We start from the raw sequence: 14,185 nt of genomic DNA on the forward strand, positions 1-14,185 counted from the left end.
CAGCCATGTTCCACCCCAACCCCGGACGGCGGGCGGCGCTCGGCGTCGCCGGTGCGGCCGTCCTGCTGCTCTCCCTCGCCGCGTGCGGCGAGGAGGAGAGCACCGACCAGCCCGGCGGCGGCCCCAGCGTCTCGTCGTCGGTCGACGCCGCGCTGGCCGCGAAGGTCCCGGACGCGATCAAGTCGGACGGCAAGATCGTGGTGGGCACCGACTCCACCTACGCCCCGGCGGAGTTCCTGGACAACGACGGCAAGACCGTGATCGGCTTCGACGTCGAGCTGTTCACCGCGGTGGCGGCCAAGCTGGGCCTCAAGGCGGAGTTCGTCTCGGCGCCGTTCGGCGACATCATCAACGGCGTCAACTCGGGCAAGTACGAGGCGGGCGTCTCGTCGTTCACCATCAACGACGACCGCAAGGGCCAGGCCAACATGGTCAGCTACTTCCAGGTCGGCACGCAGTGGGTGACCAAGAAGGGCAACCCGGCCGGGATCGCGCTGGACAACGCCTGCGGCAAGAAGATCGCGGTGCAGAAGGACACGGTCCAGGTCGAGGACATCCAGAAGCGCTCCAAGGCGTGCACCGACGCCGGCAAGCCGGCGATCACCGTCGACCAGTTCCCGGGCCAGGACGCCGCCACTGCCGCCGTCGTGTCCGGCAAGGACGACGCGATGCTCGCCGACTACCCGGTCGGCGTGTACGCGGTGACGCAGTCCAACGACGCCCTGGAGCTGCTGGACAAGCAGTACGAGGCGGCGCCGTACGGCTACGTGCTGGCCAAGGAGCAGACGCAGCTGGCCGAGGCGGTGCGGGACGCCACCAAGGCCGTGATCGCCGACGGCTCGTACAAGCAGGTGCTCGACAAGTGGAAGGTGGGAGACGGCGCGATCACGGACCCCGCGATCAACCCGTGACGACATGACCACCGAGGAAGCGACAACCGCGCGGGCACGGCCGGAACCGATCAAGGCCGTGCCCGTGCGGCACCCCGGACGATGGGTCGCCGTGGCGGTGCTCTCCGTCCTGGCCGCGATGTTCGTCCACCTGCTGGTGACCAACGAGGCCTTCAACTGGTCCTTCATGGTCGACAAGATGTTCCGGCCGCCGATCATCGAGGGCCTGCTGCGCGGCACCGTGCTGATGACCGTCAGCGCGATGCTCATCGGCGTCACGCTCGGCGTGGTGATCGCGGTGATGCGGCTGTCGGACAACCCGATCCTGCGCGGCGTGGCCTGGCTCTACACCTGGTTCTTCCGGGCCGTGCCCCGGCTGGTCCTGCTGGCCGTCTTCGGCAACATCGGCATCCTGTGGAGCCGGGTCGAGTTCGGGGTGCCGTTCGACACCCAGATCGGTCAGCTGTTCGGCATCGACAACCTGCAACTGCGGCTGTTCGGGTTCTCCTCCCGTGACATCCTCACCGGCTTCATGGCTGGTCTGCTCGGCCTCGCGCTCTCCGAGGCCGCGTACATGGCGGAGATCGTCCGGGCCGGCATCCAGTCGGTCGATCCCGGCCAGACCGAGGCCGCTCAGGCACTCGGCCTGAGCCGTGCCCAGCTACTGCGCCGGGTGGTGCTGCCGCAGGCGATGCGGGTGATCATCCCGCCGACCGGCAACGAGACCATCGCCATGCTCAAGGACACGTCCCTGTTGCTCTACGTGCCGGTGAGCGTGGAGCTGTTCTTCCAGCTCGACGCCGTCGGCAAACGGACGTTCCAGATCTTCCCGATGTACGTCGCGGCGTGCCTGTGGTACCTGTTCCTGACCAGCATCCTGCTCGTCGGCCAGTACTACCTGGAGCGCCACTTCGGCAAGGGATACGGCGTCACCGGGCGGGCCCGGCTGAAGCTGCGAGGGATGACTGCCGAGGCCGGTGGCGGCGCGGGGGTGGTGAAGTGACCGAGCTGATCGTGCCCGCGCAGGCCACCGCGCCCAGGGCCGGGTCCGGCCTGATGGTGCGGGCCGAGCAGGTGCACAAGTCGTTCGGGCCGCTGGAGGTGCTCAAGGGCATCGACCTGGAGGTCCGCGCCGGTGAGGTGTGCTGCCTGCTCGGGCCCTCCGGCTCCGGCAAGTCGACGTTCCTGCGCTGCATCAACCATCTGGAGAAGATCGACGCCGGCCGGATCTGGGTCGACGGCGACCTGATCGGCTACCGGGAGCGCGGCGGCAAGCTGTACGAGATGCGGGACAAGGACGTGGCCGCGCAGCGCCGTGCCATCGGCATGGTGTTCCAGCGGTTCAACCTGTTCCCGCACATGACGGTGCTGCAGAACGTCATGGAGGCGCCGGTGCTGCTGCGCCAGGCGAAGAAGGCGCAGGCCCGGGAACACGCCGCGCAGCTGCTAGACCGGGTGGGACTGGGCGACAAGCTCGGCGCGTACCCCGGTCAGCTCTCCGGCGGCCAGCAGCAGCGGGTGGCGATCGCCCGGGCGCTGGCCATGCGGCCGAAGCTGATGCTGTTCGACGAGCCGACCAGCGCGCTCGACCCGGAGCTGGTGGGCGAGGTGCTGGACACGATGAAGGACCTGGCCCGCGACGGCATGACGATGATCGTGGTGACCCACGAGATCGGCTTCGCCCGCGAGGTGGGCGACCACCTCGTGTTCATGGACGGCGGCGTGGTGGTCGAGCAGGGTGACCCGCGCGAGGTGATCTCGGCGCCGAAGCACGAGCGGACCAAGGCGTTCCTGGCCAAGGTTCTCTGACCTCGGCCTCCGGTGCGGCGCGCGCCGCACCGGAGGCCGGAGTTGTCGGGCGTACGGACTAGAGTCGCAGCCGTGACAGCTACGACGCCGCGCCTGCTCCTCGTCGACGGACATTCCCTGGCATACCGGGCTTTCTTCGCCCTGCCTGTGGAGAACTTCTCCACCACCACGGGGCAGCCGACCAACGCCGTCTACGGCTTCACCTCGATGCTGATCAACGTGCTGCGCGACGAGCAGCCGACGCACATCGTCGTGGCGTTCGACGTCTCCCGCCGATCCTTCCGCACCGAGAAGTACTCCGAGTACAAGGCCGGCCGCAGCGAGACCCCCACCGACTTCAAGGGCCAGGTCAGCCTGGTCAAGGAGGTCCTCGCCGCGCTGCGCGTGCCGGTGGTCGAGAAGGAGGGCTACGAGGCCGACGACGTCATCGCCACGCTCGCCTGCCAGGCCCGCGACCAGGGCATGGACGTGCTGATCACCACCGGCGACCGGGACGCGTTCCAGCTCGTCGGCGAGCAGGTGACAGTGCTCTACCCGCGCAAGGGCGTCTCCGACCTGGCCCGGATGGACCCGGCCGCGGTCGAGGCGAAGTACGGCGTCACCCCGGACCGCTACCGCGACCTGGCCGCGCTGGTCGGCGAGACCAGCGACAACCTGCCGGGCGTACCGGGTGTCGGCCCGAAGACCGCGGCCAAGTGGATCAACCTGTACGGCGGCGTCGAGGGCGTGGTGGCCCGCGCCGACGAGATCAAGGGCAAGGCCGGCGACAGCCTGCGCGAGCGGCTGGCCGACGTGATCCGCAACTACGAGATCAACTGCCTGGTCTCCGATCTGGAGCTGCCGGTCCGCCCCGAGGACGCCCGCTGGCAGGGCTGGGACCGCGAAGCCGTGCACCAGGTCTTCGACACGCTCCAGTTCCGCATCCTGCGCGACCGGCTCTACCAATACCTGGAAGCCGTCGAGCCGGAGGCCGAGGCGGGCTTCGACCTGGCCGGCGAGGTGCTCACCGAGCCGGGCGCGCTCGCGGGCTGGCTCGACACGCACGCCCCGGCGGGCGCCCCGGTGGGCCTGGCGGTCACGCTCGACACCGGCCCCAACCGCCGGCACACCGCCACGGTGACCGCGATGGCGCTGGCCACCGCCGCCGGCGCGGGCGCCTGGTTCGACCCGAGCGCCCTGGGCGCCGACGACGAGGCCGCGCTGGCCGGGTGGCTCGCCGACGCGGAGCGTCCGAAGGTGCTGCACGACAGCAAGCCGGCGGTGCTGGCGTTCGCCGCGCACGGCTGGGAGCTTCAGGGCATCGCCCGCGACACGCAGATCGCCGCCTACCTGGCCCGCCCCGACCAGCGCTCCTACGACCTGACCGACCTGGCGCTGCGTTACCTGCACCGGGAGCTGCGCGTCGACGCGCCGGAGACCGGTCAGCTCACCCTCGATGGGCTCGGCGACGAGGGCGTGGCCGAGCAGAACCTCATGCTCCAGGCCCGCGCCACGCTCGACCTGGCCGACGCTATCGACGCCGAGCTGTCCCGCGACGGCGAGCAGTCGGCCCGGCTGATGGCCGGCGTGGAGCTGCCGCTGATGCGGGTGCTCGCGACCATGGAGCGCACCGGCATCGCCGCCGACACCGACTACCTCTCCGAGCTGGAGGCGCACTTCGCCGCCGAGGTGAAGGCCGCCGCCCAGAGCGCGTACGAGGTGGTCGGCCGGGAGTTCAACCTCGGTTCCCCGAAGCAGCTCCAGGAGATCCTCTTCACCGAGCTGGGCCTGCCCAAGACCAAGCGGATCAAGACCGGCTACACCACCGACGCCGACGCGCTCCAGTGGCTCTACGCGCAGACCGAGCACCCGCTGCTGCACCACCTGCTGCGCCACCGCGACGTGGCGAAGCTCAAGTCGACTGTCGACGGTCTGCTCAAGTCGGTCTCCGACGACGGCCGGATCCACACCACGTTCAACCAGACCGTGGCGGCGACCGGGCGGCTGTCCTCCACCGAGCCGAACCTGCAGAACATCCCGATCCGCACCGAGGAGGGGCGGCGGATCCGGCGCGCGTTCGTCGTCGGCGAGGGCTACGAGTGCCTGCTCACCGCCGACTACAGCCAGATCGAGATGCGGATCATGGCGCACCTGTCCTCGGACGACGCGCTGATCGAGGCGTTCAACTCCGGGCACGACTTCCACGCCGCCACCGCGTCCTCGGTCTTCACGGTCGAGGTCGGCGACGTGACCGCCGACCAGCGCCGCAAGATCAAGGCGATGAACTACGGCCTGGCGTACGGGCTCAGCGCGTTCGGCCTGTCCCAACAGCTCGGCATCAGCGCCGAGGAGGCGCGCGGGCTGATGGAGAACTACTTCGCCGGGTTCGGCGGGGTCCGCGACTACCTCCAGGAGGTGGTGGCCCGGGCTCGCCAGGACGGCTACACCTCCACCATCCTGGGGCGCCGCCGCTACCTGCCCGACCTGGTCAGCGACAACCGGCAGCGCCGCGAGATGGCCGAGCGGATGGCGCTCAACGCCCCGATCCAGGGTTCGGCGGCCGACATCATCAAGGTCGCCATGCTGCACGTCGACAACGCGCTGCGTGACGCCGGGCTGCGCTCCCGGATGCTGTTGCAGGTGCACGACGAGCTGGTCTTCGAGGTCGCCCCCGGCGAGCGGGAGGCGCTGGAGGCGTTGGTGCGCAAGGAGATGGGCGAGGCGTACCCGCTGTCGGTGCCGCTGGAGGTGTCGGTGGGCGAGGGCCGCGACTGGAACAGCGCCGACCACTGACCCCACCGCGCCACCCCGCCCCGGCGGTGATCAAGGAGTTCGTGTCCCCGAAAGGACTCGGGAGTGACACAAACTCCTTGATCACCGCGCAAGAGGCGGCGGGGACGGCGAGAGGGCGGGGTCGGGGGCGGCGGCCTGGAGGGCGGCGGCCAGGCGGTCCCGGACGGCCACCTGGGCCGCGATCCGGGCGTCCAGCACGGCCAGCCGCTCCCGGCCGACCCGCAGCCCCGCCGGGGACGGCGGCGCCGACGCCACGTCCCCGTCCAGGCAGGGCAGGAAGACCCGCACGTCGTCCAGCGTCAGCCCGGCGTCGAGCAGGTGACGGATGTTGCGGACCCGGGTGACGACCGCGTCGTCGTACTCGCGATAGCCGTTCGCCGCCCGGGCCGAGGCGATGAGCCCGTGTTCCTCGTAGTGCCGCAGGGCACGCGGCGTGCAGCCCGTCGCCTTCGCCACCGCGCCGATCCGCACCGCCCCCACCGTCCTCTCACGCGACCACCGCGCCCCCGTCCACCGGCAGCACCACACCGGTGACGAAGTCCGCCTCCGGCTCGCACAGCCGCCGGATCGCCCAGGCTACGTCCTCCGGCCGGCCGATCCGGCCCGCCGGGGTGTGTGCGAGCTGCCAGTCCCGTACCGCCGCGCGCCGCTCGGGGGAGAGGCCACTGTGCTCGCCGATGGGAGTGTCGACCGCGCCAGGCGCCACCGCCACCACCCGGACGCCGAGCGGCGCGAGTTCCACCGCCCAGCTGCGGGTCAGCGAGTCCAGCGCGGCCTTGCCCGCCGCGTACACCGAACTGCCCGGCCAGGCGCGCAGGCCGACCGACGTGGTGACGTTGACGATCACGCCACGGGTCGCGGCGAGCGCCTCGACGGCGGCGTGCGCCAGCCGGATCGGCGCGAGCAGGTTCGTCTCCAGCTGCCGCCGGGCGGCGTCCTCGTCCAGCTCCGCCAGCGGCCCGCCGCCGGCCACACCCGCGTTGTTGACCAGGACGTCGAGGCGGCCGTACCGGTCGAGCGCGGCGCCGACGACCCGGTCCGGCCCGTCGGGAGCGGTGACGTCGGCCGTCAGCGGGGCGATACCCGGCCGGCCGGCGGCGGTCTCCGCCAGCGGCGCGGCGCGCCGGCCGACCGCGACCACTGCGTACCCGGAGGTGGCGAGGGAGCGTGCGGTGGCCCGGCCGATGCCGGTCCCCGCACCGGTGACCACGGCGACGCGTGGCGTGCGGCGTTCCATGCCGGCATCGTCCGACCCTGCCGCCTGCGGCAGGGTCAAGCGGACCGGTCAGAGACCGAGCAGGACCGGCATCGCGTTGACCGCGCCGTGCACCACGAGCAGCGGCCACATCCGGCGGTACCGCGACCACAGGTAGCCGAGGAACAGCCCGAGCGCGCCGTGGTTGACGACCACCGACGCCAGGTCGACGGCGGGCCGGCCGCTGCCCTGGATGGCCACGTGCCAGGCCGCCCACACCAGCGACGCGAGCACGATCGCCGGCCAGCGCCCCAGCAGCGACTCCCACCGGGTCTGCAGCCACCGCCGGTAGAAGGCCTCCTCCAGCAGCGCGTTCACCGCGAAGGCCACAAGCAGCGTGACGACCAGCTCGACCGGCGTGACGGTCCGCCCCCAGTCGCTCGCCGGCACGGACAAGGGCGTCGCGTAGCTGAGCACCAGCCACACCGCCACCGGCAGCGCCGGACCCCACCGGTGAGCGGCGTCCGCCGGGGCCGGCCCCGGCCGCCACCGTGGCGGCAGGCGGCGCGCGGCCAGGAACACCACAAGGGGTACGCCGAGCAGCAGCGCGAGCTTCCACACGGTGTACGCGGGTTCGCCCCCCAGCAGCGGCATGACGGCGGCGAACGCGATCCCGGCCAGCAGCAGCGGCACCGCCTCACGGTACGGCGCTACCGGGTCCGGCCACCTCGGGTCGGGCGCGGGCGGGATCAGGCGGATCAGCGCGATCGCGGCCAGCGCCGGTATCCAGCGGCTCCACATCGGCACGGTGCCGTCGTGGTCGGCGCTGTACCTGACGCCGGTGTTGCCGGTCGCCACCAGGAAGACTGCCGCGACGGCGATCAGGCCGAGGCCGGCCACGAGGACCACCCGCCCGGCGCGGGGATGACGGCCGGCGATCGATACGTCTGTCGTCATCGCCGGCACGGTACCAACGCCCGGCGAACGGACCGGCCGGCTCAGCCCTTGAGCGGGTCGTGGCCCCAGTTCATCAGCGACCAGCGCCACCTGGTGTCCCGGACGTCACCCGCGGGACGTTGCGCCAGGTGCCGGTGCACGTACCCGATCACCTTGCGCATGTGCTTGTAGTCGGCGGCGGTGAGGTCGGCGCGCTTGCGGCGCAGCAGGTCGACGATGCGCCGGCCGGAGTCGTGGCCGACCGACTCGCCGCCCTGGGTGCCCTTCTTGTGCCAGCCGACGTGTTTGGACTCCTCGCTCTCCAGCCAGCGGGACAGTTCGCCCGGCTTCATGTTCACCGCGTCGGTGAACTCCCGGTACGTCTGCTGCGGATCCTCAGCGCGACTCATGGCGAAGCACCTCCGGCCGGTGGGCGACGTCGCGGCCCGAGTCGTCGTTGGTGATCCGGTACTGCGGCTGCTCCGGTGAGGCGTTCACGGTGTGCCCGCGTACGTGGGTGCGCTCGGTCAGCTTCTCCTTGACGACGCCGTACGCCCGGCCGCTGTGGCTGGCCCAGGAGACGTGGTCCCCGGCGTGGGACTCTTTCTCGGCCATGCCGCCCGGTTACCCGGAGTGGATACCGAGTAACGGCGTCGTCAGGGCCGGATCTCCGCGATCGGCAGCTTGATCGCGAAGGGCTCGGGCAGCTCGATCACCTCGCTGCCGTCGTCCACCAGTTCGTACTGCCGCTCGCCGCCCGGGCCGAGCGGGGGGCGTCGTCCGGCAGGGTGAGCAGATCCTCCAGCGTGTAGTCCGCACGCTGCTGCCGCATCGGGTCCGGACACCAGGGGCCGGGTGATGCCGGGATGGGCTCGGCGCTCATGCGGCGAGCGTACCGCCGGGTGCGGAGCCCGTGTCGCACCGGACGTGCGACGCGCTCAGTCCGTCGGCTTCTCGGCGACGAAGATGGCGGTGCCGGGGAACAGCCGGCCGCGCAGCGGGCTCCACTGGCCCCAGATCCCCTCGTGCCCGGCCGGCCACTCCGGTTCCACCAGGTCCAGCAGGCGGAAACCGGCGCCGACCAGCTCCCGGATCCGGTCGCCCAGGGTGCGGTGCTGCTCGACGTACGTGGCCACGCCGTGCTCGTCCTGCTCGACGTAGGGGGAGCGGTCGAAGTACGAGTGCACGGCGGTCAGCCCGCCCTCGCCCGGGTCGTCCAGGAAGATCCAGCGCATCGGGTGGGTGACCGAGAAGACCCACCGGCCGCCGGGGCGCAGCACCCTCGCCACCTCGCGCATCGCCGCCGCCGAGTCGTCCACGAACGGGATCGCGCCGAACGCGGTGCAGACGGCGTCGAACGCGGCGTCGGCGAACGGCAGGGCGAGCGCGTCGGCCTGCACCAGCGGCACGCGTACCCCGGTGCGGTCGGCGGCCTCGGCGGCGTGCCGCAGCATGCCGGCGGACAGGTCCAGCGCGATCGGCCGGGCGCCCTGGGCGGCGAGCCAGCGGGCGGCGGCGGCCGCTCCGGCGCCGAGTTCGAGGATGCGCCGGCCGGTCACGTCGCCGAGCAGCCGGGCGTCGGCCTCGCGCAGCCCCTCGGGGCACCAGACGAAGTCGGCGTCGCCGAGGAACGCGCCGTGCTCGGCCTGGTACGCGTCGGCGTCGGTGTCCCACCATCCGCGGTTGGCGCGGCGGATCTCGCCGGCGTCGACCCGTCGGCGGGTCACCCTGTCGTCGTCCACCCGTCCACGCTAGGTCCGGCGGCGCCGGGCCGGTCGGGTGGGGTGGCGGTTGGGGCCGGTGTGACGGACGAGACAGCTGTGGCACCTTACCGAGCAAAATCTCCGCTTTCGCAGCGGATGAGTTCGCACGGACCCGGGAGGGCTTGCACGCTGTGGTAATGCAGCGGGTAGGCTAGACGATGCGCTCGCGGATCGTGTGCCTCGGCAGGGAGCAGGTGCGCGGTCACCGGAGCCACTAATGATCTTCTCGCGTCGATCGTTCGGTGTGCCCGGCGACGGATCCGCTGGCGCGGAAGAGTCACTGCGACACCCATGCCCGCTGTGACAACCCATCCGACCGGAGCAACCGCCCACATGACGAGCAGCATCGAGGCCACCTCGAGCGCCAACAAGGTCACCCACGACGACCTCGGCTCTGAGGAAGCTTTCCTCGCCGCGATCGACGAGACCATCAAGTACTTCAACGACGGCGACATTGTCGAAGGCACCGTCGTCAAGGTCGATCGGGACGAGGTCCTGCTCGACATCGGCTACAAGACCGAGGGTGTCATCCCCTCTCGGGAGCTGTCGATCAAGCACGACGTGGACCCGGCCGAGGTCGTTTCGGTGGGCGACCACATCGAGGCCCTCGTCCTCCAGAAGGAGGACAAGGAGGGTCGGCTGATCCTCTCCAAGAAGCGGGCGCAGTACGAGCGGGCCTGGGGCACGATCGAGAAGATCAAGGACGAGGACGGCGTCGTCCGCGGCTCGGTCATCGAGGTCGTCAAGGGTGGTCTCATCCTCGACATCGGCCTGCGTGGCTTCCTGCCCGCGTCGCTCGTCGAGATGCGGCGTGTGCGTGACCTGCAGCCGTACGTCGGCCGCGAGCTCGAAGCCAAGATCATCGAGCTGGACAAGAACCGCAACAACGTGGTCCTGTCCCGCCGTGCCTGGCTGGAGCAGACGCAGTCCGAGGTGCGCACCGAGTTCCTCAACAAGCTCCAGAAGGGGCAGGTCCGCAAGGGCGTCGTCTCCTCGATCGTCAACTTCGGCGCGTTCGTCGACCTGGGCGGCGTGGACGGCCTCGTGCACGTCTCCGAGCTGTCCTGGAAGCACATCGACCACCCGTCCGAGGTCGTCGAGGTGGGCCAGGAGGTCGAGGTCGAGGTCCTGGACGTCGACCTGGACCGCGAGCGGGTCTCGCTGTCGCTCAAGGCGACGCAGGAGGACCCGTGGCGTCAGTTCGCCCGCACCCACGCGATCCAGCAGATCGTGCCGGGTAAGGTCACCAAGCTGGTGCCGTTCGGCGCGTTCGTCCGGGTGGACGACGGCATCGAGGGCCTGGTCCACATCTCCGAGCTGGCCGAGCGCCACGTGGAGATCCCGGAGCAGGTCGTGCAGGTCGGCTCCGAGGTCATGGTCAAGGTCATCGACATCGACCTGGAGCGCCGCCGGATCTCGCTGTCGCTCAAGCAGGCCAACGAGGGCTTCGTCGAGGGCGAGGAGCACTTCGACCCGACCCTCTACGGCATGGCCGCGACGTACGACGAGCAGGGCAACTACATCTACCCGGAGGGCTTCGACCCGGAGACGGGCGAGTGGCTCGAGGGCTACGACAAGCAGCGCGAGACCTGGGAGCAGCAGTACGCCGAGGCGCGTCAGCGCTGGGAGGCCCACACCAAGCAGGTGCAGACCTCCCGCGCCGCCGACGCCGAGGCCGCTGCCAACCCGGCTCCGCCCGTCACCAGCGGCACCACCACCTCGACCTCGGCCCCGAGCCGTCAGGCCGAGGAGCCGGCCGGCACGCTCGCGACCGACGAGGCGCTCGCCGCGCTGCGGGAGAAGCTCGCCGGCGGCAAGTGACCGGACGCTGACGCGGGTTCGTCCCACCGGACGAACCGGCGACTGCCTCTGAACGACGGGCCCCGTCCCCGCGTTCCGCACCAGCGGAGCGCCGGGGGCGGGGCCCGCGTCGTACGCCGGGGCGGTTTGGCATGCCGACACCGGATCCGGTTGACTGTCCGGGTGCTGAAGGTGGGGCTGACCGGCGGAATCGGATCGGGCAAGAGTGCGGTGGCGAGCCGTCTCGCCGCGCTGGGCGCGGTGATCGTCGACTCGGACCGCATCGCCCGGGAGGTCGTCGCGCCCGGCACCGACGGGCTGGCCGAGGTGGTCGCCGCCTTCTCCGACAAGGTCCTGGACGCCGACGGGGCGCTGGACCGGGCCGCCCTCGGCGCGCTGGTCTTCGGCGACGAGGCCGCCCGCCGCACGCTCGAAGGGATCACCCATCCGCGGGTACGCGCGCGCAGCGCCGAACTGGTCGCCGCCGCTCCCGCCGACGCGATCGTCGTGAACGACGTACCGCTGCTGGTCGAGGTGGGACTCGCGCCGACGTACCACCTGGTGGTCGTGGTGCAGACGGCCGTGCCGACCCGGATGGCCCGGCTGACCCGCGACCGGGGGATGGCCGCGGCGGAGGCGCAGCGGCGCATCGCCGCGCAGGCCGACGACGCCACCCGCCGCGCGGTCGCGGACGTGCTGCTCACCAACGACGGCACGCTCTCCGAGCTGCACGGCGCGGTGGACGCCCTGTGGCGCGACCGCCTGCTGCCCTACGAGCGCAACGTCCGCGAGCGCCGCGCCGTCCCGCCCGACCCGGTGGCGCTCGCCGCGCCGGACCCGACCTGGCCCGAGCAGTACGCCCGGCTCGCCACCCGGATCCGCCACGCCGCCGGCGGTGACATCCGGGTCGACCACGTCGGCTCGACCGCCGTGCCCGGGCTCGCCGCGCCCGACGTGATCGACATCCAGGTGACGGTGTCCTCGCTCGACGAGGCGGACGGGCCGCTCGCGCAGCGGCTGGCCGAGGCCGGGTTCCCGCGGCTGCCGGGCGACTGGTGGGACGCGCCGCGACAGCCGGAACCGGTGCGCTGGGCCAAGCGGCTGCACGGCGGTGCGGACCCGGGGCGTCCGGTGCGCCTGCACCTGCGGGAGGCCGGTTCGCCCGGCTGGCGGTACGCGCTGCTGATGCGCGACCACCTGCGTGCCGACCCGGCACGGCGGGCCGACTACCTCCAGGTGAAGCGGGATCTGGCGGCGGCCGCGCCGGAGCACGCCGCGTGGGGCACTGTGACCGATCCCTGGTTCGACGAGGAGCACCTGCGCGCCGAGGAGTGGGCCGAGCAGACCGGCTGGCGGCCCTGACGGGCCGTCCCGCGAACGCGGCCCGTTCAGCGCGACGCTAGGCCGACGACCCGCCGCTGCCCGCCGCGCGCCCCGGGGTGAGGTCGAGCCGGATCCACACGCCCGGCCCGGTCCGCAGTTCCATCCGGCGCGGCAGACCACCGCGGTCCAGCCACAGGCGGCGGCCGCCCGGCAGCTCGAACACGTCGACCGTCCGGTCGCCCGAGCGGTCCTCCCGAACGCGGACGACGTCACCGGCCGGCGGGCGCCGGGCCGCCCGCAGTGCCGCGTCGAGCAGCCGGTCCAGGTCGTCGCCCGGCGGACGCGCGGGGGCCGCGAGCAGCGCGGCCGGCACCGGCGTCGGGGGCGTCGCGGGTCCGTCGGGGGAGCGCTGCACCTGCGCCATCCGTCCCGGCCGGGCCCAGCGGAGGGTACGCCGGCCGCTGCCCTCCTCGATCACCGTGACGTACGCCGACGGCGTCGTCCAGTTCACCGTGCCGGTGGCCCGCAGGTCGGCCGACGGGGCGAGCGGAGCGTCCACCGCCACCGTCGTGCCGCGCAGGGCCCGGAGCCGGGCGGGCAGCGCGGCCAGCCGGGCGGCCTCGTCGTCGGTGAGCGCCCGGGGCTGCCCGGGCGGTCCGCCGAGGACGTCCACCGGGTGCACGGTAGGCCGGTCGGCGCGGGTCAGGTCGACGGTGACGGGTGTGCCGTCGGCCAGCCGCCCGGTGAGCCGGTGCAGCCGGGCGTCCGCGTCCACCCACAGCGTCGGCGGCGGGTCACCAGCCGGTGCGAGGGGCGCCTGGAGCACGTCCACCGGGACTCCGCCGACCCGGTCGTCGCGCAGCCACCGGCCGTCGGTGGCGGGCCGGTCGACCCGGTCGGCGCCGAGCCCGATCAGCAGGTCGCGTACCGCGCCCAGGCCGTGCCCGCCGGCCGCCTCCCGCATCCGCCACCGGTCCGCCGGCGGCACCAGCGGGGGCCGGGCCGGGGTGGGGAGCGCGCCGGGGTCGGGCCGCACCAGCAGCGCGGACGCGGTGGCCTGGACCAGGCCCCGGTCGGCGCCCGCGCCCGGGCCGCCGACGTCCAGGTAGACCAGGGGGCGGGCCCAGTCGACCCAGCCGACCAGTTCGGTACGGGCGGCGTCGGCCCCGACGGTGACCCGGACGCCGGCGCGTACGTCGCGCAGGTTGGTGACCCGCAGCGCGGCCACCCGGTCGGCTTCGGCGGCGGTGAGCGGGCGTGCCGTACCGGTCTCGTCGGCCCGGTGGGGTGCCCAGGTCAGCAGGCCGGCGACGAGCGTCGCGGCGGAGATCGCGGCGGCTGCCACGAGCGCGGCGAGCGCGATCCGGCGCCGGTCCGGCCCGTCCGGCGGGTCGTCGGCGCCGTCCAGTTCCGGGTCGCTGCCCGGCCGGGTGGTGAGCGTGGGACGGCGGCCGGCGAGCGGGTCGGCGCGGCGGCGCCGGCCGGCCACCGTGGCGGGCCGGGTCGGTGTGCTGGTGCGGCCGCGACGGTGACCCCGGCCCGGTTCCCGGGGGACGGCCTGGTCGCCGTCGCCACGCGCGGAGAGCCGGTGCGGGCGGCTCGCGCCGCGCTGGCGGCCCGGCTCGTCGGCGGGCGGGGGCGTGCCGGTGTCGGGCTCGCGTCGCGGCCGGCGCTCGGGAGAGGTCCCCACGAGTGGA

The 14,185-nt window shown here is 72.8% G+C and carries 13 protein-coding genes and 1 pseudogene; 6 read left to right on the forward strand and 8 right to left on the reverse strand.

Going from position 1 to position 14,185, the window contains the following annotated elements:
- Nucleotides 1-5: 5 nt before the first annotated feature.
- The 4 genes from M8C11_RS09680 (at nucleotide 6) to polA (ending at nucleotide 5,471) form a co-directional block, all read left to right on the forward strand.
- Nucleotides 6-911 carry an ABC transporter substrate-binding protein gene (locus M8C11_RS09680; protein ID WP_252449308.1) on the forward strand — a complete coding sequence of 302 codons (906 nt, stop codon included), beginning with the start codon at nucleotides 6-8 and terminating at the stop codon, nucleotides 909-911.
- A 4-nt stretch (nucleotides 912-915) separates the two neighbouring features.
- Nucleotides 916-1,893: an amino acid ABC transporter permease gene (locus M8C11_RS09685; protein WP_013287514.1), complete on the forward strand. Its 978-nt coding sequence runs from the start codon at nucleotides 916-918 to the stop codon at nucleotides 1,891-1,893.
- A gap of 53 nt (nucleotides 1,894-1,946) precedes the next feature.
- Entirely contained in the window at nucleotides 1,947-2,699 is a 753-nt protein-coding gene (locus M8C11_RS09690; protein ID WP_252449378.1) for an amino acid ABC transporter ATP-binding protein, read from the forward strand.
- 72 nt (nucleotides 2,700-2,771) lie between these two features.
- Nucleotides 2,772-5,471, forward strand: coding sequence for a DNA polymerase I (gene polA, locus M8C11_RS09695; RefSeq protein ID WP_252449309.1), 2,700 nt, complete (start codon nucleotides 2,772-2,774; stop codon nucleotides 5,469-5,471).
- An 81-nt stretch (nucleotides 5,472-5,552) separates the two neighbouring features.
- Here the strand turns inward: polA and M8C11_RS09700 are convergent, their stop codons facing one another.
- From M8C11_RS09700 to M8C11_RS09730, 7 genes and pseudogenes are all read right to left on the reverse strand, one after another.
- Complete coding sequence (locus tag M8C11_RS09700; RefSeq protein WP_252449310.1) at nucleotides 5,553-5,927, reverse strand: MerR family transcriptional regulator; 375 nt, start codon at nucleotides 5,925-5,927, stop codon at nucleotides 5,553-5,555.
- Between the two features lie 31 nt (nucleotides 5,928-5,958).
- Nucleotides 5,959-6,708 (reverse strand): SDR family NAD(P)-dependent oxidoreductase, encoded by a 750-nt coding sequence (locus M8C11_RS09705; protein WP_145751911.1) that lies wholly within the window; start codon nucleotides 6,706-6,708, stop codon nucleotides 5,959-5,961.
- 48 nt (nucleotides 6,709-6,756) lie between these two features.
- Nucleotides 6,757-7,623, reverse strand: coding sequence for a CPBP family intramembrane glutamic endopeptidase (locus tag M8C11_RS09710; RefSeq protein WP_252449311.1), 867 nt, complete (start codon nucleotides 7,621-7,623; stop codon nucleotides 6,757-6,759).
- Nucleotides 7,624-7,667: 44 nt separating this feature from the next.
- Nucleotides 7,668-8,012, reverse strand: a pseudogene (locus M8C11_RS09715) (DUF3140 domain-containing protein); the annotation flags it as partial.
- Nucleotides 7,999-8,217: a DUF2945 domain-containing protein gene (locus M8C11_RS09720; protein ID WP_252449312.1), complete on the reverse strand. Its 219-nt coding sequence runs from the start codon at nucleotides 8,215-8,217 to the stop codon at nucleotides 7,999-8,001. The gene M8C11_RS09720 and the pseudogene M8C11_RS09715, both read right to left, overlap by 14 nt.
- A 97-nt stretch (nucleotides 8,218-8,314) precedes the next feature.
- Nucleotides 8,315-8,485, reverse strand: a complete 171-nt coding sequence (locus tag M8C11_RS09725) for a hypothetical protein (RefSeq protein WP_252449313.1) — start codon at nucleotides 8,483-8,485, stop codon at nucleotides 8,315-8,317.
- A gap of 55 nt (nucleotides 8,486-8,540) precedes the next feature.
- The gene (locus M8C11_RS09730; protein WP_252449314.1) at nucleotides 8,541-9,344 is read right to left on the reverse strand and encodes a class I SAM-dependent methyltransferase; all 804 of its coding nucleotides are present in this window, start codon (nucleotides 9,342-9,344) and stop codon (nucleotides 8,541-8,543) included.
- Nucleotides 9,345-9,656: 312 nt separating this feature from the next.
- On the opposite strand from M8C11_RS09730, the gene rpsA reads away from it, so the two are divergent.
- Both rpsA and coaE read left to right on the forward strand, forming a co-directional pair.
- Nucleotides 9,657-11,186 (forward strand): 30S ribosomal protein S1, encoded by a 1,530-nt coding sequence (rpsA, locus tag M8C11_RS09735; protein WP_121682996.1) that lies wholly within the window; start codon nucleotides 9,657-9,659, stop codon nucleotides 11,184-11,186.
- 162 nt (nucleotides 11,187-11,348) lie between these two features.
- Complete coding sequence (gene coaE, locus M8C11_RS09740) at nucleotides 11,349-12,527, forward strand: dephospho-CoA kinase (RefSeq protein WP_252449315.1); 1,179 nt, start codon at nucleotides 11,349-11,351, stop codon at nucleotides 12,525-12,527.
- 37 nt (nucleotides 12,528-12,564) lie between these two features.
- Here coaE and M8C11_RS09745 read toward each other — a convergent pair whose 3' ends face one another.
- Nucleotides 12,565-14,178 (reverse strand): hypothetical protein, encoded by a 1,614-nt coding sequence (locus M8C11_RS09745; protein WP_252449316.1) that lies wholly within the window; start codon nucleotides 14,176-14,178, stop codon nucleotides 12,565-12,567.
- Nucleotides 14,179-14,185 lie beyond the last annotated feature (7 nt).

Origin of the sequence: Micromonospora sp. CPM1, from assembly GCF_023896895.1 — a bacterium.
Lineage (GTDB): Bacteria > Actinomycetota > Actinomycetes > Mycobacteriales > Micromonosporaceae > Micromonospora > Micromonospora tulbaghiae.